21 protein-coding genes are annotated in these 26,176 nt (G+C 65.0%); 10 read left to right on the top strand and 11 right to left on the bottom strand.

Features of this window, described 5'->3' with window-relative positions; all coding sequences use genetic code 11:
• Nucleotides 1-15 precede the first annotated feature (15 nt).
• Nucleotides 16-1,209 (top strand): MFS transporter, encoded by a 1,194-nt coding sequence (locus AC3WLX_RS06885; protein ID WP_492335213.1) that lies wholly within the window; start codon nucleotides 16-18, stop codon nucleotides 1,207-1,209.
• 65 nt (nucleotides 1,210-1,274) lie between these two features.
• On the opposite strand, the gene AC3WLX_RS06880 is transcribed toward AC3WLX_RS06885, so the two are convergent.
• From AC3WLX_RS06880 to AC3WLX_RS06865, 4 genes are all read right to left on the bottom strand, one after another.
• Nucleotides 1,275-1,682, bottom strand: a complete 408-nt coding sequence (locus tag AC3WLX_RS06880; protein ID WP_492335212.1) for a GFA family protein — start codon at nucleotides 1,680-1,682, stop codon at nucleotides 1,275-1,277.
• Nucleotides 1,683-2,052: 370 nt separating this feature from the next.
• Nucleotides 2,053-2,634: a DUF1254 domain-containing protein gene (locus AC3WLX_RS06875; protein WP_492335211.1), complete on the bottom strand. Its 582-nt coding sequence runs from the start codon at nucleotides 2,632-2,634 to the stop codon at nucleotides 2,053-2,055.
• On the bottom strand, nucleotides 2,631-3,209 hold the full coding sequence (locus tag AC3WLX_RS06870; protein WP_492335210.1) for a DUF1214 domain-containing protein: 579 nt from the start codon (nucleotides 3,207-3,209) through the stop codon (nucleotides 2,631-2,633). Before AC3WLX_RS06870 ends, AC3WLX_RS06875 begins: the two co-directional genes overlap by 4 nt.
• Before the next feature lie 9 nt (nucleotides 3,210-3,218).
• Entirely contained in the window at nucleotides 3,219-5,507 is a 2,289-nt protein-coding gene (locus AC3WLX_RS06865; protein WP_492335209.1) for a transglycosylase domain-containing protein, read from the bottom strand.
• A gap of 293 nt (nucleotides 5,508-5,800) precedes the next feature.
• Between AC3WLX_RS06865 and AC3WLX_RS06860 the strand changes: the two genes are divergently transcribed.
• Both AC3WLX_RS06860 and AC3WLX_RS06855 read left to right on the top strand, forming a co-directional pair.
• Nucleotides 5,801-6,316, top strand: a complete 516-nt coding sequence (locus AC3WLX_RS06860) for a YcgN family cysteine cluster protein (protein WP_291627697.1) — start codon at nucleotides 5,801-5,803, stop codon at nucleotides 6,314-6,316.
• 157 nt (nucleotides 6,317-6,473) lie between these two features.
• On the top strand, nucleotides 6,474-8,060 hold the full coding sequence (locus AC3WLX_RS06855) for an MDR family MFS transporter (RefSeq protein ID WP_492335208.1): 1,587 nt from the start codon (nucleotides 6,474-6,476) through the stop codon (nucleotides 8,058-8,060).
• Between the two features lie 223 nt (nucleotides 8,061-8,283).
• On the opposite strand, the gene AC3WLX_RS06850 is transcribed toward AC3WLX_RS06855, so the two are convergent.
• The 6 genes from AC3WLX_RS06850 to AC3WLX_RS06825 form a co-directional block, all read right to left on the bottom strand.
• Nucleotides 8,284-9,981 (bottom strand): thiamine pyrophosphate-requiring protein, encoded by a 1,698-nt coding sequence (locus tag AC3WLX_RS06850; protein ID WP_492335929.1) that lies wholly within the window; start codon nucleotides 9,979-9,981, stop codon nucleotides 8,284-8,286.
• Nucleotides 9,982-10,026: 45 nt separating this feature from the next.
• Entirely contained in the window at nucleotides 10,027-12,864 is a 2,838-nt protein-coding gene (locus AC3WLX_RS06845; protein WP_492335207.1) for an ATP-binding protein, read from the bottom strand.
• A 248-nt stretch (nucleotides 12,865-13,112) separates the two neighbouring features.
• Nucleotides 13,113-13,571: a putative quinol monooxygenase gene (locus tag AC3WLX_RS06840; protein ID WP_492335206.1), complete on the bottom strand. Its 459-nt coding sequence runs from the start codon at nucleotides 13,569-13,571 to the stop codon at nucleotides 13,113-13,115.
• Between the two features lie 35 nt (nucleotides 13,572-13,606).
• A complete protein-coding gene (locus AC3WLX_RS06835; protein ID WP_492335205.1) occupies nucleotides 13,607-14,440 on the bottom strand; it encodes a VOC family protein in 834 nt (277 codons plus the stop codon).
• 31 nt (nucleotides 14,441-14,471) lie between these two features.
• Nucleotides 14,472-15,485 carry an aldo/keto reductase gene (locus AC3WLX_RS06830; RefSeq protein ID WP_492335204.1) on the bottom strand — a complete coding sequence of 338 codons (1,014 nt, stop codon included), beginning with the start codon at nucleotides 15,483-15,485 and terminating at the stop codon, nucleotides 14,472-14,474.
• 40 nt (nucleotides 15,486-15,525) lie between these two features.
• Nucleotides 15,526-16,281 carry an alpha/beta fold hydrolase gene (locus AC3WLX_RS06825; protein ID WP_492335203.1) on the bottom strand — a complete coding sequence of 252 codons (756 nt, stop codon included), beginning with the start codon at nucleotides 16,279-16,281 and terminating at the stop codon, nucleotides 15,526-15,528.
• Nucleotides 16,282-16,619: 338 nt separating this feature from the next.
• Here AC3WLX_RS06825 and AC3WLX_RS06820 point away from each other — a divergent pair, with 338 nt between their 5' ends.
• The 7 genes from AC3WLX_RS06820 to AC3WLX_RS06790 all read left to right on the top strand — a co-directional run bounded on the left by AC3WLX_RS06820 (nucleotide 16,620) and on the right by AC3WLX_RS06790 (nucleotide 22,479).
• The gene (locus AC3WLX_RS06820) at nucleotides 16,620-17,555 is read left to right on the top strand and encodes a helix-turn-helix domain-containing protein (RefSeq protein ID WP_291621782.1); all 936 of its coding nucleotides are present in this window, start codon (nucleotides 16,620-16,622) and stop codon (nucleotides 17,553-17,555) included.
• Nucleotides 17,556-17,637: 82 nt separating this feature from the next.
• Nucleotides 17,638-18,105 (top strand): (2Fe-2S)-binding protein, encoded by a 468-nt coding sequence (locus tag AC3WLX_RS06815; RefSeq protein WP_492335202.1) that lies wholly within the window; start codon nucleotides 17,638-17,640, stop codon nucleotides 18,103-18,105.
• Nucleotide 18,106: 1 nt separating this feature from the next.
• On the top strand, nucleotides 18,107-20,362 hold the full coding sequence (locus tag AC3WLX_RS06810) for a xanthine dehydrogenase family protein molybdopterin-binding subunit (RefSeq protein ID WP_492335201.1): 2,256 nt from the start codon (nucleotides 18,107-18,109) through the stop codon (nucleotides 20,360-20,362).
• Between the two features lie 8 nt (nucleotides 20,363-20,370).
• Nucleotides 20,371-21,003 (top strand): hypothetical protein, encoded by a 633-nt coding sequence (locus AC3WLX_RS06805; protein ID WP_291621776.1) that lies wholly within the window; start codon nucleotides 20,371-20,373, stop codon nucleotides 21,001-21,003.
• A 48-nt stretch (nucleotides 21,004-21,051) separates the two neighbouring features.
• On the top strand, nucleotides 21,052-21,741 hold the full coding sequence (locus tag AC3WLX_RS06800; RefSeq protein ID WP_291621774.1) for a type 1 glutamine amidotransferase domain-containing protein: 690 nt from the start codon (nucleotides 21,052-21,054) through the stop codon (nucleotides 21,739-21,741).
• Nucleotides 21,742-21,818: 77 nt separating this feature from the next.
• Nucleotides 21,819-22,124, top strand: coding sequence for a putative quinol monooxygenase (locus AC3WLX_RS06795; RefSeq protein ID WP_291621772.1), 306 nt, complete (start codon nucleotides 21,819-21,821; stop codon nucleotides 22,122-22,124).
• A gap of 154 nt (nucleotides 22,125-22,278) precedes the next feature.
• Entirely contained in the window at nucleotides 22,279-22,479 is a 201-nt protein-coding gene (locus AC3WLX_RS06790; RefSeq protein ID WP_492335200.1) for a hypothetical protein, read from the top strand.
• A 1,223-nt stretch (nucleotides 22,480-23,702) separates the two neighbouring features.
• Here AC3WLX_RS06790 and AC3WLX_RS06785 read toward each other — a convergent pair.
• Nucleotides 23,703-25,955, bottom strand: coding sequence for a TonB-dependent siderophore receptor (locus AC3WLX_RS06785; RefSeq protein ID WP_492335199.1), 2,253 nt, complete (start codon nucleotides 25,953-25,955; stop codon nucleotides 23,703-23,705).
• Nucleotides 25,956-26,176 lie beyond the last annotated feature (221 nt).

Raw genomic sequence — 26,176 nt, 5'->3', positions numbered from 1 at the left:
TCGCTGATCGCGATGATGTGCATCGGCCAGATCGGCAATCTGCTGCCGCACGTGACACTCTCTGCGAATCTGGCGCAGCACCTGATGCCGGCCTGGGGGCTGTCCGCGGCGGAGGGCGGCCTGATGGCGAGCGGCTATGCCTTCGGCTACATGCTGGCGGTGCCGGTGCTGACCACGTTGACCGACCGCATCGATGCCCGGCTCGTGCTCCTGGGCGGCTCGATCGTCAGCGGGCTTGCGACAATGGCGTTCGGCCTCTTTGCGCAAGGCTTCTGGTCGGGCATGGTGATCTGGTCGCTTGCGGGCCTTGGCTTTGCCGGCGCCTACATGCCCGGACTGAAGGCGCTGACGGATCGTCTGCCGGCCGGCGACACCTCGCGGGCGGTCACGCTTTACACGTCGAGCTTCTCGCTCGGCGTCGGCCTGTCCTTTCTGGTCGCGCAACTCGTCGCGGATGGCTGGGGATGGCGCACCGCCTTCCTCGTGACCGGCATCGGACCGGTTGCGATGGTCATTGCGTGCGTTCTGATCGAGCCGCGGCGGCCCGCGCCCAGATCGGGACGTCTCCTGAACTTTGCGCCCGTCTTCGCCAACCGCGAGGCGCTGGGCTACATCCTGGGCTACGGCGCGCACTGCTTCGAGCTCTACGGCATCCGCACCTGGCTGGTCGGATTCTGGACCTTCGTCGTCTCGCATCAAGGCGCGCCGTCCTGGTTGAGTCCCATCGTGCTGAGCGTCTGCTTCGCGGTGATCTCGATGCCGGCCAGCATCCTCGGCAACGAGGCCGCGCTGAAATTCGGGCGCCACCGGGCGATCACGGTGGTGATGATCGCGTCGGCCTGCGTGGCGGCCGTCATCGGCTTCAACGCAACCGCGCCGGGATGGGTGCTGGCCCTGCTGCTGCTCGTCTATGGCCTGACGGTGCCCGCCGATTCCGGTGCGTTGACCGCCGGCATGTCGGCGGCGGCCGTCTCCGAGCATCGTGGCGCAACGCTCGCCCTGCATTCCACCGTCGGCTTCGGCCTGTCGGCGGCCGGCGCCTGGGGCACGGGCGTGGCGCTCGATATGGCCGGCGGACCGCAGAGTGCAACCGGCTGGCTGCTGGTCTTCGTCGTGCTGGCGGCCGGAATTGCGCTCGGCCCGCTGGCGCTGCTCTGGGCGCGGACGAGGCCGCCCGCCCTCAAGCTCACGCGTGAAAACACCAGATGATGGTGGCGGACATCGGCTGAACGTCCGGCGGCTTCCTGTGAAGCGGGACGGATAGCCGCCGCCCTTCAGGGCTGCGGTGGATAACGCTCGAACGCCGGCAGATCGTGCGCGTGCTCCATCCAGCGCAGGCGCTCGGCGACCTGCATCTGCATCATCGGCGGCACGGCCTCGGGATCGTCATAGGTCGCGCTCTGGATGTCGATCATCCCCGGCAGGATCTCGCCGTTGACGTAGAACAGGCCGGTGCCGCAATCGCCGCAGAAATGCCGCCGCCCGTGCTCCGAGGATTTGTAGACCTTGGGCTCCCCCTTTGTCACCTTGACGGCGTTTTCGGCATACATCGTCCAGCCGACGACCGGGGCGCCGGCGTGCAGCCTGCAATCGCGGCAATGGCATAGCGCGTGCACGATCGCCTCGCCCTCGACCTCATAACGGATTGCGGCGCAGTGACAGCCGCCGGTGATGGTGCTCATTCGTTCCTCCCCGACCGAGACGATCTTCAATCGATAGTCATCGAGACGTGCGGCTTCAACATCCCAAGCGGATCGAAGTTGCGTCCTACTGTCGCCTGACAGCTGCTGCCATTGTGCGCGGATGCGAGATCGGCTCCGGATAGGGATACGCGCTGCTCCCTAGTCCCGATCAGCTGACGCCGTGCGCAGCGATGTGGAGACGTACTCCTCGATGCCAACATGCCTGTGTTTTGCCCGACGAGTCAAAGGAGCTGCACGTCGCCGGAGGCAGAGTGATGGTTGAGTAAAGAGCCCAACGATTTCAACGCCAGCTCTACTGTGCATGGGGTTGTTTTCGCACTTTCGATTGGGCGCTTTGAAATTCCAGGCCTCAGCGCCGGCGCGGTGCCTCGGCCTTGGCGGGCGCCTCGGTCTGCGGTGCGCAGGTCGCAGCCTGGAGCGAGCCTTGCGCCTGCTGCATCAGGCCGGGCTCGGGGGCGAGTGCCTTCATCAGGATCAGGCCGGTCGTGGTCGGGGAATCGATGATCAGGCGGTCGGCCGCGGTGACCTCCTCGTCCTCCGGCAGCTCGCTGTGCTGTGCTTCCGTCATCAGATCGAGCTCGATCACCTTGCGGCCCGCGGAGCGGTCGTTGATGGCGTAATAGGCGATTTCGTTACGGGTGTAGAACGACACCGAGGTGTAGGCCTGGCTCACCGGCACCGTCAGCTTGATCGGTCCGCCCGAGAGGTCGTAGCGGCAGATCGCCAGCGCAAAGGCCGGGTCCATGAACGGCATCGGCGAATCGTTGGGGGCGGCGAGGGGAAGCTGGGTGACGGCGTTCACCTTCGTCATCGGCGTCAGCCGCGAATAGGCATCCTGCGTCGCGATCCGCGGCAGCGCCAGCACGCTGACGAGATGGACCACGAGGCCCAGCACCACGCCGGCGATGATGGTGAACGCGAGCCGGATCATGAGCAGCCCACCGTGGTGATGCTGGGCATCGGCGCATCGCGCTGGGTGCGCGTGGCGACCCCGACCGGCGTATCGTAGAGCCGCAGCATGAGTGCGTAGCGCTCGATGCCGCCGGTCGGCAGCCAGTTGCCCGCGCGTGAGCGCGAGGCGATGCGGATCTCGAACGAGCCGTCGGATTGCCGCACGATCTCCTGGCTGGTGAAGCCGTAGCGGGCCAGCGAGTTTGCGACGAGGTGGCCCTTGCGGTCGTACAGCGTCAGCGTCCAGAACCGCGCGGGCGGCGTCACGCCGGAGACGACCACGTCGCAGCGGCCGTCGAGCGCCTTCTTCTTGTCGTCGGTCGTGGCGGTGAAGGCGACGCCGTCGCCGGTGCCGATCGGCAACTCGCCGTTGCGCACGATGGTAGCGCGCGAATAGGGGTCGACGTCTGCGGTGCCGGTGCGCGGCCGCGCGGTCCAGGGGCCGATGGTCAGCGCGCCGATCTCGGTGCCGCGCGTCGTCGTCATCCAGGTCGCACCCAGGCCGACCGCCGTCGCGAGAAGGAGCGCCGTCAATGTGATCAGGATCAGCCGCACTTGTTTCGATCAGTTCTTGCGTGGGGCGGAAGCGTTGGCGTTCTCTTCCGCATAGTTCTGCGGGAAGGCGAGCGCGCTGGTCGACGACGACGGCTTCGCCGGCTTGCCGTCGTTGGCCGCCGATTTGTTCGCGGTCTTGGCCGCATCGTCGAGCAGCTTCTCGACGCGTACAAGAATGTCGGCGCCGCGCTTGGTCAGCACCGGCGGGGGGCCCGGCTTGGTCTCCAGCACCTTCGGCCCCGCATTGGCTTGCGCGTTGCTGACATGCTGCGGCGGCAGCTTCTGGCCCATGCCGATGCCGGGGATCTCCCGGACCTCGACGCCCTGATGCGCCACCAGCATGATGTCGTGCCAGGTCTGCGCCGGCAGCGAGCCGCCGGTCATGCGGTTGGTCGGCGAATAGTCGTCGTTGCCGTACCAGACCGCGCAGGTGAAATTGCCGGTGTAGCCGACGAACCAGGCATCGCGATACGCATTGGTCGTGCCGGTCTTGCCCGCGGTCGGAATGCCGTCGAGCGCGGCACGGCGCGCCGTGCCTTCGCTGACGACGTGGCTCATCATGCCCGCCATGTCGGCGGCGACGGAGGCGGGGATAGCCTGCCGCGGCTTCGGCCCGTCGCGGTCCCAGCGCCAGACGAGGTCGCCGGCGCCGGTGCGCACCTCCAGCACCGCATGCGGCGTCACCGCCTTGCCGCGGTTGGGGAAGGTCGCATAGGCGACCGCGTGCTCGAGCACGTTCACTTCGTCCGAGCCGATCGGCAGCGACGGCGTGTCGGGCAGCGGCGCCTTGATGCCGAAGCGGCGGGCGACCTCGACGATTTTGGCACGGCCGACCTTGGCCGGGTTCTGCGCCTTCGGCTCGTTCCTCCGGCCGATCTCGATCGACAGCTTCACCGGCACGACGTTGATCGATCGCGTGATCGCCTGCGTCAGCGTCACCGAGCCGGAATAGGAATGGCCATAGTTCTGCGGGCACCAATTGCCGATGCAGACGGGGCCGTCGACCACGATCGAGTTCGGCGTGTAACCGTTCAGGAGCGCGGTGGTGTAGACATAGGGCTTGAACGAGGAGCCGGGCTGGCGATAGGCGTCGGTGGCGCGGTTGAACTGGCTGGCGCCGTAGTCGCGGCCACCGACCATGGCGCGGACGCCGCCGTCGAGATCGGCGACCACGGTCGCCGCCTGAGTCGCGTGGTAGTCGCGGCCGAACTGGCGCAGCTGGTTCTCGACCGCTTCCTCCGCAGCCTTCTGCACGTTGGTGTCCATCGCGGTGCGGACCACGAAGACGCGCTCGGTGTAGGATTTCGGGAACGTGTCGACCAGCTTGCGCATCTCGTCGAAGGCGTAGTCGAGATAGTAGTTCGGCGACGCCTCGTCGCGGCGGTCGACCGCGAAGGCCGGATTGCGGCGGGCGCCGAACACCTGGCCCTCGGTCATGAAGCCGGCATCGACGAGATTGTCGAGCACGACGTTGGCGCGGGCGCGGGCGGCGGGCAGGTTGATGTGCGGCGCGTATTTGGTCGGCGCCTTGAACAGGCCGGCGAGCATCGCCGCTTCCGCCAGCGTCACGTCACGCGCCGACTTGTTGAAGTAGAAATGCGCCGCGCCGTCCACGCCGAAGGTGCCGCCGCCCATATAGGCGCGGTCGAGATAGAGCTTGAGGATCTCGTTCTTGGTCAGGCGCCATTCCAGCCAGACCGCGAGGAAGGCCTCGTTCACCTTGCGCTCGATGGTGCGCTCGTTGCTCAGGAACAGGTTCTTGGCGAGCTGCTGGGTGATCGAGGAGCCGCCCTGGCGGACGCCGCCGGCCTGGGCGTTGGTGACGAGCGCGCGCGCGGTGCCGGCGATGTCGATGCCGAAATGCTCGTAGAAGCGGCGGTCCTCGGTCGCGAGCGTCGCCTTGATCAGGACGTCGGGAAAATCCTCCAGCGGGATCGAGTCGTTGTGCTTGATGCCGCGGCTGCCGATCGGGTTGCCGTAGCGGTCGAGGAAGCTCACCGCGAGATCGGACTTCTTCAGCCAGTCTTCGTCCGCGGTCTCGCGGAAGGCGGGGATGGCGAGCGTGAGCATCACGATCAGGCCGCCGAGGCCGAGCGTCGCCGCCTCCGAGAACGGCTCGATGAAGACCCAGCGCTTCCACCGCCCGACATAGAAGCGGTCCATGAAGGTGGAGTAGCGCTCGTAGAGCTCGCGGATGCCCTTGGCCGAGGAGAACAGCGAGGAGTCGATGCGCGCATCGAGATCCAGGAAGAAGTTCCGGATCCTCTGCTTCCAATGCGGTGGTATGATCTGGCGCACCTAGAACCCTTGCGGCTTGCTTCGAAAGCGTTCAAGCACCCGGCCGGGGCGGCATCGAGACGTCTTGCGGGAATGTTGCGGCAAACCCAAGGCGCCCGGCCAGCATCCGAGGGGCTTGCTGTTCCTTCTAGCCGAGCGGGGCCCATAAACCAATGGTCACGCTCGCGATTTTGAACAACAGGCTGAGTTGACCCCGGGTCATTACGGGCCTCAAAGGGGCCTTGCTTGCACCCTTGCCGCCGCGCGCCCTAGATGGCGTCGCCGTAGCTCTTTTTAGAATTTTGTTGAGGCGCATGACCGCAGCTCCCAAACGACCTTCCGGACAAGAAGGATTCTTCTGGAAAACCAAGACGTTGGAAGAGATGTCGGGGGACGAATGGGAAAGCCTGTGCGACGGCTGCGGCCGCTGCTGCCTGAACAAGCTCGAGGACGAGGACACCGGGCAGATCTACTTCACCCATATCGGCTGCAAGCTGCTCGACGGGATGAGCTGCGGCTGCAAGGACTATCCGAATCGGTCCGACAAGGTTCCGGACTGTGTCCGCCTGACCCCGGCCAACGTCCGCACCCTGAACTGGCTGCCGCCGAGCTGCGGCTACAAGCTCGTCGCCGAAGGGCGCGACCTCTATTGGTGGCATCCGCTGGTGTCGGGCGATCCCAACACCGTGCATGAGGCCGGTGTCTCCGTGCGCGGCCGGGTCGAAGGCAGCGAGGAGCAGGTCCCGGACGAGGAGCTCGAGGACCACATCGTGCAATGGCCGGCGACCTTGCCGAAAGCGGCCCGCCTGAAGCGACGTCCGAAGGCCTGATCCGCCGCGCGCCTTTCAGTCACGCGTTCGGGATGGCCCGGGGGCGGGATGCACCCATGCGCCGCGGTGCCTGCCTGGGAAAAGCTTTGCTGTCTACATTGGGCTGCATAGAACGAATCCTTCGCGGCGTTGCGCCGCCACATGACGCCCGATCGAGATGAGCAAGTTCGAACGGCAGAGCGACTCTGCCGACATCCAGGCATTGCCCGACGATATCGCCGAGGAGCTGTCGCGCCTTCCGAGCGAGGTCATCAGCGTCGACGACGCGCCGTCCATCGCGCCGCCGGTGCCGTTGAGTTCCGACGAGGTCCGCACCATCGTCATCAGCCTAATGCTGACGATGTTCCTGGCCGCGCTCGACCAGACCATCGTGGCGACCGCGCTGCCGACCATCGGACGCCAGTTCCAGGACGTCTCCAATCTCTCCTGGGTGATCACCGCTTATCTGCTCGCCTCGACCGCGGTTGCGCCGGTGTTCGGCACGCTCAGCGACATCTACGGCCGCAAGGCCATGATCATCACCTCGCTCAGCCTGTTCGTCGCGGGCTCGGTGCTGTGCGCGATCGCCCCGAACATGCCGATGCTGATCCTGGCGCGCGGCCTTCAGGGCCTCGGCGGCGGCGGCATCATGCCTGTGGTGCAGACCGTGATCTCCGACGTGGTCAGCCCGCGCGAGCGCGGACAATACCAGGCCTATTTCTCCAGCGTCTGGATGGTCGGCGGCATCCTCGGCCCCGTCATCGGCGGCGTGTTCGCCGAGCATCTGCACTGGTCGATGATCTTCTGGATCAATCTGCCGCTGACGGCCGCGGCGCTCGCGCTGCTGCTGCCGAAGATGAAGAAGATCCCGGTGTTTCACCGCAGGCGCAAGGTCGACTGGCTCGGCGGCGTGTTGCTGATGGCCTCTGCCGTGGTCTTCATGCTGGTGCTGACTTGGGGCGGCACGCGCTATCCATGGCTGTCGCCGACCGTGCTCGCGATGCTCGGTGGCGCGGTCGCGCTCGTGGTCAGCTTCGTCTGGCACGCCCGGCGCGCCGACGAGCCGTTCCTGCCGCTGCCGCTGCTCGGGGGACGGGTGGTGCCGTTCGGACTGATGGCAGGCGGTTGCGCGCTCGGCGCGATCACGGGCCTGACGGTCCAGCTGCCGCTTTACTACGAATCCGTCTATCACCTCAGCGCCAGCGAGGCGGGGCTTGCGCTGATCCCGCTCGCGGCGGTCTCGACGGTCGGCGCGGCCGTCGCCGGCCGTACCATGGCGCGGGCCAAACACTATAAGCGCGTCGCCATCATCGGAACGTCCTGGGCCGCGCTGTGCGGCCTCGGCCTGACGCTGACGACGCTGCCGCTGTGGGGCCTGCTGACTCTGATGGCCGCGTTTGCACTCGGCCTCGGCACCACCTTTCCGGTCTGCGTGGTCTCGGTGCAGAATTCGGTCGCCCGGCCGCAGGTCGGCACCATCACCGGCGCGTTGAACTTCTTCCGCTCGCTGATGTCGTCCTTCACGGTCGCGGCGTTCGCGGCGATCCTGCTGATCGCCCTGGGTGCCGACATTCCGCTCGCCGGCGAGCACCATGTCGCAGGCGGCATCCCTGCCATTCCCGCCGAGGACATGCGGCATGCGTTCCGCTACGTCTTTGGTGCCGCGACGGCGCTGATGACGGGTGCTGCGCTGTGCCTGATCGCGATGGAGGAGCGGCCGCTGGCCGGTCCCACCGTGACCAAGCACGTCGAGATGGCGGAGTGAGCGGCTCCGCCGGCTGAGCATGATCCGTTGCACCGCGGCGCGCGCCTCGTCCTTCGAGACGCACGCGGGCCTTCAGGATGAGGCTAGGCGACATCGGTGCTCATTGAAACCAGCGCAACGCATTCGGTCCTCATCCTGAGGCCCGCCCACGGCGTCTCGAAGGATGGCTACAGGCGATATCGCTCCCGGATGCGATTGCCTGCATGTTCAAGGAGCGCCCGTCTCACGTCCCCGGCCGCGACACCTCGGTCTCCTTGCTGGTGATGAACTCCAGCAGCACGGGGATGCCTTCCTGTGTCTTCTGGATGCCGCGCCTGATCGCGGGGACGATGTCCTCCGGTCGCGTCACCCGCTCGCCATAGCCGCCGAAGGCGCGTGCCATAGCGGCGTAGTCGCCGGAAATGTCGGTCGAGCGGTATTTCTCGGTCGAGACCGGCATCACCTTCAACTCGATCGCCATGGAAAAATTGTTGAGCAGGATCGACATGATCGGGATGCGCTCGCGCACCGCGGTCTCGAAATCCATGCCGGTGAAACCGATGGCGGCATCGCCCCAGACGTTGATGCAGAGCTTGTCGGGCTTTGCGAGCTTGGCTCCCATCGCGAGGCCGAGGCCATAGCCGAGTTGTGTCGTCTTGCCCCAGCCGAGATAGGTGAGGGGTTTTGTCGATTTCCAGAACGGCGAGAGCTGGTCGCGCGGGCTGCCGGCATCATGGGTGATGATGGTGTTGTCGATGTCGACGGTATGCTGAAGGTCCCACAGCACGCGGTAGGGGCTGAGCGGCGCCTCGTTGCTGGTGAGCTTCGGCATCCACTTCGCCAGCCATTCCTTGTGCGAGGCCGCGATCTCGGCCGCAACAGCCGAGGCATCGCGATCCGACGTGACGGTCCGGCCGATCTCTTCGAGCAGCGCGTCGAGCACGAGCCCGGCGTCGCCGACGAGGCCGATCCTGGCCTCCACGTCTTTGTTGAGATGGTTCGGATCGAGCGTCGAATGGATGATGGTCTTGCCCTTCGGCATCGCGATGCCGAAATTGGTCTCCGTGAACGAGCAGCCGATGCCGAAGATGACGTCGGCCTCAGCGAGGAATTTCGGCACCGCGCGCGGCACCGCGAGCCCGCCCGAGCCGAGCGACAGCGGATGCGTCTCCGGAAACGATGATTTACCCCCTAGGCTGGTGGTGACGGGGATCGCCAGCCGCTCGGCCAGCCGTTTCAGCTGCGGCCAGGCCTCGGCATAATGCACGCCCTGGCCGGCATAGATCACCGGCCGCTTCGCATTGACGAGCAGGCTGGCAGCCTCCTTCACATGCACGGGGTCGGCGCCGTACCGCGTGCGCAGCACCGGCGTGTAGTTCAGCGGCTCCGGCACCTCCTCGTTCCACATGTCCGAGGGAATCTCGACGATCACGGGGCCGCCGCGGCCGTTCTTCAGCTTGGTGAAGGCGCGGCGAAAGATGTTGACGACCTCAGCGGCCAGGATGATCGGCTCGGACGATTTCGCGAACGGCTTCATCGCCTCGCTGGAGTTGAAGTTCGGCTCGACATGCGCAAGCCGGCGCTGATAGCCCATCGGCAGCACCAGCACCGGCACGGATTCGCCGAAGCACTGTGCGACGCCGCCCATCGCGTTCTCCGCGCCCGGCCCGTGCTGCATGCAGAAGGCCCCGATGCTGCGTCCCGACGTAACCCGCGAGATCGCATCCGCCATGTGGATGCCGATGCGCTCCTGCCGCACCATGACGGGTCGGATCTCGGCCTTGGCCGCGTGCTCGATCAGATGGTTGACCGGATAGCCGCAGAGGATCTCGATCCCCTCGCGCCGCATGATTTCTGCGATGGCGGTGCCGAGCTTCATGGCGTCTCTCTCCTTGGGCCTGGCCGGTTGGTCCGGCTGATTGACCGAGAGAGGATCAGGAATTTACGGTGGCGTAAAGCGCGTGCGGGGAGCGTGGCGGTAGGCCAGCTATGCATCGCGAGTGTGAACAGGCCCCGACTGTTGACGATGGCCGCGGTCGCGCGCGGTCGGCCTCGCGCGTTGCAGCAAGCGTGAGGCAGCAAGCAGGTCCGGCGTCTGGAAGCCTTCGGTGAAGTCGTCATGGATCGGGGCAAGCAGTCGGACGGCCTTGGCTCTGCGGCCGGTCGCAATCCAGTGTGAAGCGAGATCGGTGGCGATGCGCAGCGAGAACGTCTTTGCGCCGATGGCTCGCGCCTCCGTGAGGGCCTGTTGCAGCCGCTTCTCGGCGCGCAGCGGCTCGCCGGCCTGGAAAAGGACCGCCGCGTCGACGCGCTGAAGTTCTGCCCGGCACCAGCGCTCGCCTTGACGCTCCTGATGGCCGATCGCCCGCGTGATCGCCTCGCGCGCCTCCGCGAGCCGGCCTTGCCGTAAGTATGCGCGAGCGAGGAATGCGAGATAGCTGCCGATCCGCATCAGGAAGCGACATTCGATCAATTCTTCGATCGCTGTGCGAATGTCCTCCACTGCACGCGGATCGCCGCGCACGTCGCGAAGACAAGCCGAGAAATAACGCTCGACCGGAACCCAGCGCGAGATGCGCTCGCGTTCCAGGTTGCGACGCAGACGCTCGGTGAAGCCCGCAAGCGCGTCCAGATTTCCGGTTTCGAGCGCGACGGGAAGCGCAGCGAGCCCGAGTGCGTTGGACTGCGACACCCAATGGCCGCTGCGGTCGGCGGCGTCGACGGCATCGCGAGCCAGTCTTGCTGCGTAGTCGGCTTGTCCTTGCATCCAGGCCACGAAGGGCAGGTTGAAGCGGACGGTGATGAAGCGGTAGACCTCGTTCGCATCCTTGCGTGAACGGCCCTCGGCCAGCGAATGGGTTGCGGCGAGACGATCGAGTACCGGGCGGCTCTTGCTCAGTTCGCCGGCAAAGGCGTGGGCCCAGGCCAGCGCGCGGTCGGCTTCGGACGTTGCGGTCAGGTCGCGGTCGCGGTCGGCCAGCGCCGTGGCCTCCTCGAGACAGGTGGTGGCGCGCGGGACCTCGCCGATCTGAAGGAGGTAGAACGCAAAGCCCACCAGCGCGCGCTGCTGATACTCGGTGCTGCCTGCCAACCTTGCGAAGGCGATCGCATCGAGCCAGGCGACCTCGTTCTCGTTCGACATCTTGCGCGCGTAGAACAGGCTCCATCCGAGGGCACAGGCGAGTTTTGCCTTCAACAGATCGTCGCATGGAACAGCTTTCGCCAAGGCGAGGGCATCTTTCAGTCGCGCTTGCGCTTCGGAGAGGATGGAGGTTTCCGACCACAAGGTGATCGCTGCAACCGTGAGCCTGATCCCGAGGGCAGGATCGCCTTGCCCACCGAATGCCCACGACAGCGCGGCGCGCAGGTCGGCGATGCGACCAAGGTAGCGCTGTGTCCAATCGACCGGCTCGCGCCAGTTCCACTCCTGCTCCGATTGTTCGAAGAGAGCGAGGACGCGCTGCGCGTGGCGGCGCTGCGCCCGGCCGCAGGCAGGATCGATCTGACGCTGCTCGGCGGCATAGCGCCGAGTGCTATCAAGCAGGCGATAGCGCAGGCTTGAGCCCCGAGCCTGTGCGCTCAGAAGCGATTTGGCCACGAGACTGCCAAGGCCGGTGACGACGTCGACGGGCGAGAGCCCTGCCGCCTCCGCGACGAAGATCGCATCCTCGGCCTCGAAGGCGTCACTGAAGACCGACAGCAGGCCGAACAGCCTCGCCTCCCTCTGCGACAGCAGCTTGTAGCTCCAATCGATCGTCGCCATCAGGGTTTCGTGGCGCGGCGGCGCGCCATCGGCCGCAGGGGCACGGAAACGCAAGGTGTGGTCGAGCTGCTCCACCAATTGCCGAGGATTGAACCTGCCGATCTGGGCCGCCGCCAGTTCGATGGCCAGCGGAAGGCCGTCGAGCGCGTGGCAGATCGAGGCGACCGCCTCGCAATCATCGTCGACGACCTGGTAGTCGGACCATTCGGCAGCGCGGCTGACGAACAACTGCACCGCCGGAAACCTGAGGGCATGATCGAGGGGCACGCCGTGGCCGGGCTTCGGCGAGGCCAGCGAGCCAAGCCGGACGACATGCTCGGTGGTGGTGCCGAGCGGCTCGCGGCTCGTCGCAAGCAGCCTGGACGGCGATGTGTCCGCCATGAACCTGCCGGCGAAGATGGTTGCGGCGGGCAGCACATGCTCGCAATTGTCGAGGATGAGCAGCATCTGCCGCGGTCGCAGATAATCGAGGACCGCAGCCAGACTGTTGTCCGTATTCCCCCTGATACCAAGTGCCGTCACCAGCGCCGAGCCGAACAGCGTGGGATCAGAAATCGTGGCGAGATCGACGAAGCAGATGCCGTCGCGGCATTGTGGCGCAAATGTCCGGGCGACGGCCAGGGCAATTGTCGTTTTGCCGACGCCGCCTGCGCCAGCCAGGGTCACTTGCTTGTTGTCAGTGAGCAAATCGGCAATCTCGACGATTTCCGCTTCACGACCGACGATGCCGCGCAACAACGGCGGCCGGGGCAAGGGTACCGGCTCGGCGAGCGCCGGATCGTTCTCGATCTCGCCCATGCTGATTTGCACTTCGGCGATGAACTTGTACCCGCGGCGTGCCACCGTCGCGATGTAGACGGGCTCGATCTGGGTATCTCCCAGCGAACGCCGCAAGCTCCACATGTTGACCTTGAGATTGCTGTCGTGGACGAAGGTGCCCGGCCAGGCCGCGGCCATCAATTCATTCTTGCTGACGAGCTCGCCGCAGTGCTGCACCAGCAACTGCAACAGCTCGAATGCGCGCCCGCCCAGCTTGACCGGACGCCCGTCGAGAAGCAGCAACTGGCGCCGGGGAAGCAGCCGAAAGCGGCCGAAGCAGTATGCAAGCTCCTGTCGGTCTGTGCCCCGTTGTCGTGTCTCCGTGGCAGCCCGCATTGCTCATTCCAGTCGATCGATCAGATCGCCCTGCAATTATCATGCGCTGCACACTTGTTGAAGAGAGCCGTTCCGATTGGGCCCGCCATTGGTCCGGAACACGCTGCGACAAAACGGCTCGCCGGCCGCCACGTGCTCGGTTGCGAGGCCTTCGACTATTTTTTGGGCTTTGCAAGAACAGCCATGTGCATGACCTCGACGCCGCCGTCGGCAAGTTCCGGCAGCTTGGCGAACCAGTCCTTCACGTATGGCATCGCGTTGTGCGCGTCGAAATCGGCGCGGCTGGCGAAGATCTCGTAAAATATGAAATGGCCCGGCTTGGCGCGGTCTTCCTGCAGGAAGTACACCAGGTTCTTGGGATCGCCGCGAACCAGGTCGATCAGCGGCAAGGTGGCGGCGCGCAGCAGATCTTCTTTTCCGGGCTTGGCGCGCACCTGCGCCACCACGGAATAGGCGCCGTCGGGAACCTGCTGGTAGCGAACGCCCGGCGATTCCTGAGCTGCGGCAGAGAGGGTCGCGATGGCGAACAGGAGGGCCGCAAGCAAGATACGAGGGACAGTTTGCATGATGAAGACATCCTCTGCATGTGGGGTGAGCGGCGGCGACCAGGTCAAGGGCACTGACCGGTTGCCCGCCGCGTCCAAAGGAATTAGCGCACGATCTTCTGTTGCCGTTTTGCCAGGGCCTCGCTGAAGCGCTGCTTGACGGGGCCGAGCGCCTTGACGAACTCGAGTTGCTCGCCTTCAGGTCCCTTGCAGTAGATCAGCTCCCAACCGTTCGAAGGTTCGGCGGTCACCCGGTTCGTGTTGGCGCTGCGGGGCGCGGCCTTGCGCTCCGTCTCCGTCATGACGCGGATGGTGCGGTTCGCTCTCACCTGCGTCATGCCGCGGCGCGCGGACTCGGCTTCGAGGTCGGCGATGAACTTGTTGAAGTCGACATCGTCGCGAACGTAGAAGCAGATGTGCATCATGCGCGGAAAAGCCGGGCTCATATGCTCCAGCGGCTCGGCAAAGCTCTTCGCGCTGCCGATGGGCTGATCGGCCTCGCGATACTGCAGCAGTTCGAGCACCATGTTGTCGAACTGGATGAAGCGGACGTCGAGCCGTTGGGCTCCGCTTCGAAGGTCGGGAACACCGATCGTCCGTGGATTGACCCCGCGTGCGTTGGCCTCGATCTCCTGGTCGGCCAGCAGCGTGTTCTGCACTTCATCGCCCTGGAAGTCGCCGTGGCGGAACACCTCGGTGCCGCCGAGCACCTCCGTGTAGAATTGATAGGCGCGCTCCATGTTCTGGACCGTCAGCCCGAAATGCTGGACGCCCTGGAGCCGCGCGCCGAGCGGCGCCTCGTCGCGCTGCGCATCCTGTGTCGCTGCCCGTGCGTCGATTGTCGTGCCGGCGACGAGGCCGGTGATGACGGCGGCGCCGGCGGTCTGAAGCAAGGCGCGGCGGTCCATGTGGGTGGCGTTGTGAGCTGCATCTGTCATGTTGTTCTCCTTGATCGTTCGGTGGGTTTGCTCAATCTGCGGCGGGAAGCGGAGCTGCGGGGCTAACCAGCCCCTCGGAGCGCAGCTCGCGCCAGAAGTCCGCCGGGATGGCTTCCTCGAGCGCTGCGCGATCCTCGGCGATGCGGCCCGGGCGGCTCGCACCGGGAATGACGGCGGCGACCACGGGATTGGCGAGCGCGAACTGCAAGCCGGCCGCCTTCATGCTGATCCGATAGCGATCTGCGATCGCCTTGATCCGCGCCACCTTGTTGAGGATTTCCGCAGGTGCCGGCGCATACTCGAAGTTCGGCCCGCCGACGAGCGCGCCCGAACTGTAGGGGCCGCCGACGACGATCGCGAGCTCATGCTCCGCAACCATCGGCATCACCCGTTGAAGCGCCTTGGCATGATCGAGCAGCGTGTAGCGGCCCGCGAGCAGGAATCCGTCGGGGCGTGGCTCTTCGAGTGCGAGCAGCAGCTCGATCGGCTCGACCCGGTTGACGCCAAGCCCCCACGCCTTGATCACGCCTTCGTCGCGCAGCCGGTCGAGCGCCTTGAACGCGCCCTTGCGGGCGCTTTCGAACACCGACAGCCACTCGTCGCCGTATAAATCCTGCGCAACGTCGTGCACGAAAGCGACGTCGATGTGGGAGGTACTGAGCCGCTTCAGGCTGTCCTCGATCGAGCGCAGCGTTCCATCCCTGGAATAGTCGTTCACGATCCTGTTCGGGCGACCGTATTTGAACACGCCGCCCTTCTCGCCGAGGTCGCGCACACTGACATCCTCGATCTCGTCCAGGATCAGGCGCCCGACCTTGGTGCTGAGGACATAGTCGGTCCGCGGCCGGCCGGCGAGCGCGGCGCCGATGCGGATCTCGGCCAGACCCGCGCCGTAGAACGGCGCGGTGTCGAAGTAGCGGATGCCGTCTTCCCAGGCGGCATTCACCGTCGCGAGCGCTTCCTGCTCCGGGATGTCGCGGAACATGTTGCCGAGCGGCGCGGCGCCGAAGCCCAGTTTTCCGGGCAGAATATCCTTGAGGGCCATGGTGCGAGTCCTTGTCTATCCATGTGCGGCGCGGCCGATCTCAGTCGGTCGCTGACGTGTCTGCGCTTCTGATGAAGGCCGCCACTTCGCGCGGATGCGACAGCATCACCGCATGGCTGCTCTTCATCTCCGTCACCTTCGCGCCCGAACGCTTGGCCATGGTGCGCTGCGCCGTCGGCGGAATCATGTGATCCTCGCTCGTCACCATGTAATGGGTCGGCTTCGTCTTCCAGGCCACGCGATCGACCTTGGTCTGCACCGCCTGGAGTCCCCAGGGCAGTTGCGCCGCGGCCATGAAGCGGGTCGTGGCCGCATCGACGTCGGCCGCGAAAGAGGTGGGGAATTTCTCGCGCTCGACGAGAAGATAATTGCCCTCGGTGACCAGCGGAGCCTTGTGCTCGCCGGCCGGCACCGGAGCTTCCGCCAGCGTGCTGACCGATTCACCGGCGTCGGGAGCGAAGGCCGCGAGATAGACCAGGCTGCGAACCTTCGGGTTGTCGCCGGCTTCCGTGATGACCATTCCACCATAGGAATGTCCGACGAGAATGACCGGATGCCGGGCCTTGGCGATCACGCGTTCGGTCTCCGCGACATCGTCGCGCAGGGTGATCGTCGGCTGCTGCACCACGATCACCTCATAGCCCGCGTCCGCGAGGATGTTGTAGGTGTCCTTCCAGCCCGAGCCATCGACGAAGGCGCCGTGGACGAGGACGATGGAAACGGTCTTCTCGGCAGCGACCGCGGGAGCGGCGGTTGCGATCGACATTGCAGCGAGTGCGGAGATCAGCGGCTTCATCTCAGGCTCCTATCCTCGATACGGCGACATCGCCGTTGATGGGCCCTTCACTAGCGCACGCCCGCATTGCGGTATTTCCGATTCCTGCGCGATGACGCACGCATCTTGCTGATGTGCGACGAGATCGGGCTTCCGAGTCGAGATGCACTGGCTCCAAGCCCTTGCCTTGTCTGGCTTTTACCTCTTTTAACCGCGCCGCCTCTGGACTCTGCTGCCGCGGCTTGTGAGTAATACGCTACCGGCGTGGCAGTAACCGGGGCTGCAAATCTCCACTGGATGGAATGATCGCTCTCGCGCGATACGGGGCCGGGAATCGCCGCAACGAAGCGGAGGTCGTAATGGCGCTCGTGACGCATGGAGATCACAAGTACAAGAACAGCGAGAAGCTCGCTGAGGCCAATGATTGGCCGGGCTTGAGCATCGAGCATCGCAAGTTCGAGGCGGGCTGTCAGGCAACGCCCGTTCCCATCTGCACCGAGCTCGTCATGCTGCTGTCGGGCGGAGGCATGGTGTGCCGCGCCGGCAACGGCGAAGTCCAGAAGAGTCTCGCACGGCCGGGCATGAGTTATCTCGTGCCCGTGGGGACGCAGGAGAGCCATCTCGAGCTTTCCGACCGAATGGAATGTCTTCTTCTCTATCTGCCGCCGGCGCTGCTGGACCATAGCGCACTTGCGGATTTTGGCGTCGATCCGGCCAAAGTTGAGATCGCCTACGCTCACGGTCTGGCGGACCAGGTGCTCTTCCACATCTGCGCGCCGCTTCGCGATCTGCTCCATCGCCCGCGCCAGCCGACCGACGCGCTGTTCGTGGACGGGATCCAGGTTGCGCTTGCGGCGCATCTTCTGGGCAACTACACCATCGATCGTTGGCGCGCGCCCGACAAGTCGCCGGCGCTCGACCCGCGGCGCCTCCAGCGCGTGCTGGACTATATCGAGGCGTCTCTCGGCAGCGATATCAGGCTGGAGGATCTGGCGGCCCAGGCCTGCCTCAGCCCCTATCATTTTTCCCGGCTGTTTCGCGAGGCGACCGGATTGTCACCGCATCGTTACGTGACCGATCGCAGAGTCCAGGCGGCGCGGCAAGAACTCGCGCGCGACCGTTTCTCCCTGGTCGAGATTGCCCTCGAATTCGGCTTCGGCTCGCAGGCCAATTTCACGCGCGTGTTCAGGAAGGCTGCAAATCTCACCCCGGGACAGTATCGCGAATTGTGCTGCGGCGGGGCCGAGACGGAAGCCGACCAGGGCGAGACCGCATCGCGCAGGATTTGCGCATGATCCCGCAGGATCCGGAAATATTCATCGACGTGTATCGGGCAGTGCTGTTGTGGCGGCCTGCCAGGCGAGAGGATGTATCGATATGATCGAGCTCACGGTGAACGGGATCAAGCGCCAGGTGGACGTCGTTCCCGAGATGCCGCTGTTGTGGGTGCTGCGCGACGAACTCGGCATCACCAGCGCCAAATACGGCTGCGGCGTCGCGCAATGCGGCGCCTGCACCGTTCACATCGACGGCCTGGCCGTGCGGTCCTGCCAGTCGCATATCGGCGAGGTCGCGGGCAAATCGGTCGTGACGCTCGAAGGCCTGGACAACAGGGATCAGCACCCGGTCTTGCAGGCCTGGATCGAGCATCAGGTGCCGCAATGCGGCTACTGCCAGACCGGACAGATCATGCAGGCGATCTCGCTTCTGGGATTGATCCCGAGGCCCACCGACGAGCAGATCGATCAGGTGATGTCCGGCAATCTCTGCCGCTGCGGCACCTATCCGCGCATCCGCGCTGCGATCCACGCGGCTGCGGCGGCGAGCAAGACGGCGGAGAAGTGAGATGGGCCACATGCAGACCCTTTCGCGTCGGGCCTTCGTTTTCGGATCGGCCGCCGTCGCCGGTGGCATCGCGTTCGGCGCCTACGGCAATGTCGAGGCCGCGACCGCGAGCACCGACGGCAATCCGCTGGCCACGGGCCTCGGCCCAAATTCGGTGACCTTCAATCCCTGGGTCGAGATCAGCCCGGACAAGATCACGCTGATCGCGCAACATGCCGACATCGGCCAGGGCGTCGGATCGGTGCAGCCGATCATGATCGCCGAAGAGATGGATCTCGACCCCGGCCAGTTCGAAATCCGGTTTGCCGGCCCGAGCCCCGCCTATTTCAACACGGGCTTCGCCGACGAGTTCGCGCCGTTTGTGGCTGCGGACCAGAGTCCGGCCGCGGAGGAAGCGCGCGCCGCCACGCTCGAATGGCTGCGCAAGTCCGGCCTGCAGATGACGGGTGGATCGAGCACGATCCCGGACACCTACGAGAAGTTGCGTGTTGCCGGCGCGGTCGCACGCGAGACGCTCAAGGCCGCCGCGGCCAAGCGTTCTGGCGTGGCGATAGCCGACCTTCGCACGCAATCGGGTCATGTGATCCTGCCCAACGGTAGCAAGATCGCCTATGTCGCGCTTGCGGCCGAGGCGTCCAAAATTCCGCCGGTCCTCGACGCAAAGCCGCGCGACCCGTCCAAATGGCGCATGCTCGGCAAGCCGATGATGCGGCTCGACGTCCGCGCGAAGGTGATGGGCGAGCTGAAGTTCGGCATCGATATGAAGATGGACGGCATGCTCTACGCGTCAGTCAAGCTGAACCCGAACAAGGGCCAGCCGATTAAGTCGTACGACGCCAGCAAGGCGCGGACGATGCCGGGCGTCAAGAAGGTGCTGGAGATCAAGAACGGAGTCGCGGTGATCGCGACCAACAGCTGGTACGCGATGAAGGCGGTCGACGCCATCGCCTGCGAGTGGGCGCCCTCGGCCTATCCCGCCGAGCAGGCCGACCATTGGAAAGTTCTGGAATCCTCGTTCAAGCCCGAGTTCCTGGGCAAGGAGTGGAAGAAGATCGGCGACATCGACACCGGCCTGAAGACGGGCAAGCTCGTCGAAGCCGAGTATCGCGCACCCTATGTGGCCCATCAACCGCTGGAGCCGCTGAACGGCATCGGCCTCGTCACGGACAAGGGCATGGAGATCTGGGTCGGCCACCAAAGCCCCCGCTTCGTGCAATGGGTCGCGGCGACGGCGATCGGCCTCAAGCCGGAGCAGATCACCTTCCACAACCAATGGACCGGCGGAAGCTTCGGCCACCGTCTGGAATATGAGAACATCGGAGTGCTCGCCCAGATCGCCAACCAGATGAAGGGCACGCCGATCAAGCTCGTGTTCTCGCGCGAGGAAGATTTCCTCCAGGACATTCCGCGGCAGATTGCGATCGCACGGCACCGCGGCAGCGTCGACAAAAGCAGGATCGTCGCCGCCGATCTGCAGCTGGCTTCGACCACGCCGCTCAAGGGACTGCTCGAGCGTTCGGGCACGCCGTCGAAAGATCCAGACGGGCAATTGGCCGCCGGCCTGTGGAACGTCTACTACGATATCCCCAATTTCCGGGCCACCAGCTACGAGGCCCAAGGATTGTCGCCAAGTACGGCATGGCGTTCGGTCGGCGCCTCGACATCCGGTTTCTTCACCGAGAGCTTCATCGACGAATTGATCCATGCGGCCGGTCTCGACCCGATGAAGGCGCGCATCGCGATGTGCACCGTGCCGCATTATCGCAAAGTGCTGGAGACCGTCGCGGAGATGTCGGACTGGAAAGGACCGCTCGGCAACGGTCGTGGCCGCGGCGTTGCTTTCGTGGAGTCCTTCGGGACACCCGTCGCTGAAGTCGTCGAGGTGACGGCGACGGAGCGAGGCATCCGGATCGACAAGGTCTGGGTTGCGGCCGACGTCGGCAAGGTCGTCGATCCCGTCAATTTCGAGAACCAGGTCCAGGGCGGCGTGGTCTGGGGGCTTGGCCACGCCATGAACTGCGAGCTCACCTACTCAAAAGGCGCAGTGCAGCAGACCAATTACAATCATCATGAGGCGATGCGGATCTACCAATGCCCGATCATCGAAGTGCGGGGGCTGGAGAACGATCCGAAGGTGAGGGGGGTCGGCGAGCCGCCGGTGCCACCCGCCGCGCCTGCGCTCGCCAATGCGATCTTCGCCGCGACCGGAAAACGCATCCGCGAAATGCCGTTCAACAAGTTCATCGATTTCGTGTGAGGGAAGCCATGAAGACATCTCTGATGGCGCTGGTCCTCGCGACGTCGGCCATTGCAGCCTTGACCGGGATCGTCGCGGCCAAGGATGAGGCCACCAAGGATCTGCTGCCGCCGGGTAGCGTCAGCCGCGCCGAGGGCCTCGCTGCCTGGAAGCGGATCGAGGCCGTCGTGACGCATCCACGGTGTGCCAACTGCCACGTCGATGCCAAGGCCATACCGATCTGGACGCCGGCCGGCGAAACCAAGTCTCGCCCGCATGGCATGAACATTCATGGCGGCGAGAGCCGCATCGGCGCGGAAGCGATCCCGTGCTCGACCTGTCACATGACCTCGACCCAGGCGAACGAGCCGGCGCCGGCTCCGCCGCGCGCCGGGATCGACTGGCAGCTCGCGCCGGTGGCCTTCATCTGGTTCGGCAAGAGCGGCGCCGAGATCTGCGCCCAGATGAAGGATCCCAAGCGCAATGGCGGCCGTGACGCCGCCGGCCTCGTCGAGCATTTGCGGCACGATGCGTCGCTGAGCGGCTTCATCCCGCGCGGCTGGGCGCCCGGAGCCGGCCGCTCGACGCCGCCGGGCACCTTCGAGGATCACGTCAAGGACATGGCGATGTGGGGCGCGGCCGGGCAGCCCTGTCCGAACTGACCGTTCCCTGCGTGGCGCCGGGGCGATCCCGATCGAAAGGAGAAAACCATGACCCAGCATGTCCTCTTCATCGTCACCAACGCAGCCGTAATCGGTCCGCATAGCCGCAAGACCGGTTTCTTTTTCGCCGAGGTCGCCCATCCGTTCGAAGTGCTCGACAAGGCTGGGGTCGCGGTGGAGTTCGCGTCGCCCGCCGGCGGATGGACGCCCTACGACGCGTACGATGAGAAAGATCCCGCCCAGAAGGAGTTTCTCGCGAGCAAAGCGTTTCGCCGCTTGAATCACAGCCGCAGATTGTCAGAGGTGGACGCCGCCGATTACGACGCCATTCTGGTGCCCGGCGGTCTTGGGCCCATGGTGGACATCCAGCGCAATGCAGCGGTCCAGCATGCCGTTGTGCGGGCCTGGAGCACCGGCAAGATCGTCGCCGCTGTCTGTCACGGGCCGTGCGCACTGCTTGGCGTCGACCTTGGCGATGGGGTCCCTTTCGTGCGCGGCAAGAAGCTCACGTCCTTCTCGAAGAAGGAAGAGTACGATTACGCCCGCGATGACGTGCCTTACGAGCTCGAGGATGCGTTGAGGGCGGAGGGTGCCGCGTACTCGTCGGCGGCCAACTGGCAGCCTCACGTCGTCGTCGACGGCCGGCTGATCACGGGGCAGAACCCGGCGTCGGCCGGAGTGCTGGGAAAGGAGTTGCTGGCCGCCCTCAAGGACAGGAGCAGTGCTGCGAAAACCTGAAGATTGCAGTGTCCGGAATTCCAGAGGGATAGGCTCGGCTCTGAAGCTGCGCTTGCATTCGCATGGGGAGCTATCGAATGACGCAATCGCCAGCCAAGATTACCGCTATCCTGGTTGCTCGCCCGGGCAAGTCTGCTGAACTCGGCGCATTGCTCGTCGGTATGGCACCGCATTCCAGAGCTGAGCCCGGCAACTTGCATTGGGATGTCTGGCGCGACGTATCGAACGAAGATCGCTACGTTCTCGACGAACTGTACCGCGACGTTGCGGCCGTCGAAGCTCACCGAGCCTCGCCGCATTACCAGGCTTACCTCGCCAAAATTCCCGAACTGGCTGATCGGACGGCAGTGGTCTTGGAAGCGGTCGAGGTTGGCGACAGGTGAGCGGCATCGGCGAACCTTCGAAGTAACCGCATTCCTATTTGCAGCAGGGCTATCTCGTTTGCGAGTTTCCTCTCGGTCATCCTTCGAGACGCCCGCTTGAGTCAGGCTCTCAGGATGAGGGCGGAGTGCGCGGCAGCTATTTCAACGAGCACTGATGCTGATGAGCCTCGTCCCGAGGAGGCGCGTCAGCGCCGTCTCGAAGGACGAGGCGTGCGCGCAGGCCGCCGCCACAGTCTACCCGATTGCCCTGCTATCTGCAGTTCCGGCAGATCATCAGCTTTCGCTGCAACGCCCCATCTTCCTGATCGAGGCCATTCGCATCCGGATTGGACCTGGCGTCCGTCGCTGCGCGTGAACGCACAGGCGGCGGCATGCGGCTCGGGGTGTCGACGTCATCGACGGTGCCGACGCTGAAGCCATCGTAGTCGGCGGCTTGATTCGGCCTCGATTGAGGCCCTCCGATCACGGAAGGCTCTCTGCTGGGCGCCGCCGGCGGAGTTCTCGTCACCCGCGCGGGCTTGGTGACACTCGGGCGTGGCGGCGATGCATCGGGCGGGGCAAGCGAAACCGGCGGCGCGGCCGAAGTCTGGCTTCTCGCGCTGTCGTGCGGCCAGACGGCGACAAGCATGAGGCCGAGAGCCAGCAGCATCACGCTTCTCATCCGCATCCTTCGGGCAGTGGCGGTTGATCGATTGACAACATGGCTCGTCGAGCCCACTCCGCCGAAGAATATCAGCTCTCGTAAGGTCTTCAAAGCGCCGAGGCCTGAATGGAGCGAGGCGCCATCCAGGCCATCCGCCGGCGTTGGCCAGTTTTGGTGCGCTCCGTCCGGGCCACAATGGGTTGCGTTGCCTGTCGGGCAGAACACCCCAGCGCTAGGTCGATAGCCGCCCGCTAAAATATTCGCATTTACAGAAATTCGATTTCGCCGTACAAGCCGGAACATCCTGCCCGCCACGAGGGGCGTTTCGCGATCGTCACGAGACGCGGGCCGGGATGCGGTGGCCGCGACGGCGTCGGCGCGCAAGGGTGGTTGCAGGGCGGCGAAATCCGTGAGCACCGACAGGCGCGGTACGACACGGCGCTGACAGCATCCCTTGTTCGGTCTCGGCGGCGAGCGCACGCCAGTTGTCGGGAATGCGGACGGGGATGTGCGCGGACGGAGAAGTCGTGTGGTCCTGACGCCCGGGGTCTGTGCGTCAAGTCATGTGGTGATGTTCACGGCCCAACCGGGCACGTACATCAGCCATCTGCATGGCGACGGGGGCAATAGTGAATCGCTCCCCGGGGAGAGCACGAAGGACACCGTGAAAACCATCGCGCAGGGAAGGCCGGGATGTCCGGCGACCTGTCGTCCACCCCCGTGCGCGTTCTCATCGCACACGCGGGACTTCGGGTGCCAGCCGGCGCCCAGCCTTCCCTGCGCCCTCGCTTTCGATGAGGGCGAAAGAGGACAGCAAAGCTCGGGGTCAGCAAGCCGCGAGCGTGAGAACCCGTGCGTCTGCGATGGCAATCCTCTCGATGGCGAATCTCACGTGCCCCACGCGCGGCCCATCAAAGCTCGCGCTCGATGCCGGATTAGAAGCGGTAGGTCGCCGTTCCCAGAATGGTGCGTCCGAGGCCGTAATAGCAATCGCCGCGCGCATAGCAGGCCGCCACGTAGCGTTCGTCACCAATGTTGTTGACGTTGAGCTGCAGCCTGTATTTGCCGGGATCGTAGGCCACCATCATGTCGAACAGCGTGTAGGACGGGATCGTATACGTATTGGTTTCCTCGTAGGAGTCGCCGATGTAGCGCATGCCGGCACCCACCGTCACGTCGTGCAGGCCGAGCGCGCTCAGGCGATACTTGCCCCAGAGCGAGGCCTGGTTGGCGGGGACGCCCTCCACCGACTTGCCGACGTTGTCGCCCCGCTCGACCTTGGCGGCGATGTAGGAATAGCTGGCGATGACGTCGAAATCGGGCGTGACCTTGCCGATGACCTCGATCTCCGCGCCGCGAATGCGGACTTGGCCGATCTGGCTCGATGCGAACGGATTGGATGGATCGTTCGATGCCGACAGCCGGTTCTTCTCCACCGTGTCGTAGATCGCGCCATTGATCGCAAGGCCCGGCATCGGCGTGTATTTGAAGCCGACCTCGTAGGTTTCGCCGCGCTGGTCCTTGCAGGGACCATCGAGACAGGTGCTGCCGCCATAGGTCGGGCTGAAGGACACCGGATTGAACGACTGGGCCCAGGTGACGTAGGGATTGAATCCGAACGGCGTCTCGTACATCAGGCTGGCGCGGCCGGTCGTTGCCGACCTGTCGCTGTCGGCGCCGGTATACCGCGTGCTGGCATAGTCCTGCCGGATTCCGATCGTCGCCAGCCAGGGCCCAAGCCGCATCTGGTCCTGAGCGTAGAGTCCGGTCTGGGTCTGTTCTGCATCCGATGCCCGCGTCAGCGCAGGCACGGGAACGCTGGTATAGACGGGCGAATAGAGATCGAACGGCGTCGCGTCGAAGCCGGAGCCGGTGGACGACCGCGCATAGAGGCTGCGATAGTCGACGCCGAACAGCACCTTGTGCTGGAGCGCCCCGGTGATGGCCTTGATCTGCAAATTGTTGTCGAGCGTGATATTGTCGTTCGACGTCTGCTGGTTGTAGCTGTAGCGATTCACCGTGCGCCTGGAGGCGTCGAGGAAGGGATCGGCCGAGAATGCGTTCGCGTAGACCGAACGATAGACGCCGTCGACGTGTGCATAGCGGAAATTCTGCGTGAATTTCACGGCATCGTTGAAGCTGTGTTCGAACAGGCTGCTGATCGCGCCGGTTTCGGTCTGATACACATCGTTGTTGGGGTCGCCGACGAAGCGGTTGCGGGGAATGTAGCCGTTGATGCCCGGCACGAGCGTGCCTTCTCGAGGAAGGAATCCGTTGGTCGTCCCGGTCTTGTCCTTCTGGTAGACGCCGAGCACGGTCCAGCTCGTGTTGGTCGTCGGCCGCCACGTCATGGACGGCGCGAGCAGCATGCGATCGTCTTGGACGTAGTCGACCTGCGTGTCGGCGTCGCGGAACAGGCCGACGAAGCGATAGAGCCATTCGCCGTCCTTGGTCACCTTGCCGGTCGAATCCAGCTGAATCTGCTTGCGGCCGAAATTGTCGAACGACACGCCGATCTCGCTCGCGGCGTCCGCGCGCGGACGCTTGGAAATCAGATTGACGAGGCCCGCGGTGGAGGTGTCGCCATAGAGAACCGATGCGGGTCCGCGGAACACCTCGATGCGCTCGAGCATGTAGGGATCGACGCGCCATTCGTTGAAGTTGTTGCGGTTGTTCACCCGCGTGCCGTCGAGATAGACGTTGGGATCCTGCCCGCGGACCTTGAAATAGTCGTTGCGGGAATCCACTCCGCCCGGCTCGGCAAATACGCCGGGCACGTAGCGCAGAGTTTCCTGAATGCTGCTGACGCCCTGGTCGCGGACGCGCTCGGCGCTTACGACGGAGATCGACTGCGCGGTCTGGTTCAGCGGCGTGTCCGTCTTGGTTCCGGTCCCGCTCTGTGTCGCCAGATAACCCTGCACCGGGCCGGTGGCGGTCTCCCCCGCCGCGGCGGGCTGCACGGCGACCTGCGCCGCAGCCGGCGCGTTGCCGGTCCGCGCAGCGTTGCGGCGTGTTCCCGTCGCGCGTGCCGTGGATGTGCGTTGAGGTCGCGCCGCGGGGCGTGGCCGGGCCTGTTCGACGACGACGGGAGGCAAATCAACAGACGTCTGCGCGATTGCCGAGGGATCGAACGCCAGAGTCGCAATTGCGACCGTGGAAGCACCAAACAGATATCTCGCGTTCTTCATTCCCACCACGCTTGCGCTCGATTCCAAAAGTCGAAACGGCTGGTAGCAACCGTGCCGATCCAGGAGCAAGACGAGGCCAGGCGTTTTGCAGGAATTCCAGATTGGATCCGTTCCAGACGATCGCGCGCTCATGTAACGAAGCGTGTCAATCGTTTCCGGCGAGCAATGATTGTATGATCGGCAGTGCGTGAGCTGGAGACGCGCAGCCATAGGCGCGCAGG

The organism is Bradyrhizobium sp. FW305-F6 (genome assembly GCF_058782905.1).
Note: the sequence above shows the minus strand (reverse complement) of the source record. Positions and strands in the feature narration are given on the sequence as shown.

What these genes read in the sequence shown, in the direction of transcription:
- AC3WLX_RS06880 (WP_492335212.1), bottom strand. Translation starts at nt 1,682, where the DNA reads ATGAGCACCATCACCGGCGGCTGTCACTGCGCCGCAATCCGTTATGAG.
- AC3WLX_RS06860 (WP_291627697.1), top strand. Translation starts at nt 5,801, where the DNA reads ATGACCGCAGCTCCCAAACGACCTTCCGGACAAGAAGGATTCTTCTGG.
- AC3WLX_RS06800 (WP_291621774.1), top strand. Translation starts at nt 21,052, where the DNA reads ATGACCCAGCATGTCCTCTTCATCGTCACCAACGCAGCCGTAATCGGT.
- AC3WLX_RS06830 (WP_492335204.1), bottom strand. Translation starts at nt 15,485, where the DNA reads ATGGCCCTCAAGGATATTCTGCCCGGAAAACTGGGCTTCGGCGCCGCG.
- AC3WLX_RS06835 (WP_492335205.1), bottom strand. Translation starts at nt 14,440, where the DNA reads ATGACAGATGCAGCTCACAACGCCACCCACATGGACCGCCGCGCCTTG.
- AC3WLX_RS06790 (WP_492335200.1), top strand. Translation starts at nt 22,279, where the DNA reads ATGCTGATGAGCCTCGTCCCGAGGAGGCGCGTCAGCGCCGTCTCGAAG.
- AC3WLX_RS06885 (WP_492335213.1), top strand. Translation starts at nt 16, where the DNA reads ATGTGCATCGGCCAGATCGGCAATCTGCTGCCGCACGTGACACTCTCT.
- AC3WLX_RS06785 (WP_492335199.1), bottom strand. Translation starts at nt 25,955, where the DNA reads ATGAAGAACGCGAGATATCTGTTTGGTGCTTCCACGGTCGCAATTGCG.
- AC3WLX_RS06795 (WP_291621772.1), top strand. Translation starts at nt 21,819, where the DNA reads ATGACGCAATCGCCAGCCAAGATTACCGCTATCCTGGTTGCTCGCCCG.
- AC3WLX_RS06875 (WP_492335211.1), bottom strand. Translation starts at nt 2,634, where the DNA reads ATGATCCGGCTCGCGTTCACCATCATCGCCGGCGTGGTGCTGGGCCTC.
- AC3WLX_RS06815 (WP_492335202.1), top strand. Translation starts at nt 17,638, where the DNA reads ATGATCGAGCTCACGGTGAACGGGATCAAGCGCCAGGTGGACGTCGTT.
- AC3WLX_RS06820 (WP_291621782.1), top strand. Translation starts at nt 16,620, where the DNA reads ATGGCGCTCGTGACGCATGGAGATCACAAGTACAAGAACAGCGAGAAG.
- AC3WLX_RS06825 (WP_492335203.1), bottom strand. Translation starts at nt 16,281, where the DNA reads ATGAAGCCGCTGATCTCCGCACTCGCTGCAATGTCGATCGCAACCGCC.
- AC3WLX_RS06805 (WP_291621776.1), top strand. Translation starts at nt 20,371, where the DNA reads ATGAAGACATCTCTGATGGCGCTGGTCCTCGCGACGTCGGCCATTGCA.
- AC3WLX_RS06810 (WP_492335201.1), top strand. Translation starts at nt 18,107, where the DNA reads ATGGGCCACATGCAGACCCTTTCGCGTCGGGCCTTCGTTTTCGGATCG.
- AC3WLX_RS06855 (WP_492335208.1), top strand. Translation starts at nt 6,474, where the DNA reads ATGAGCAAGTTCGAACGGCAGAGCGACTCTGCCGACATCCAGGCATTG.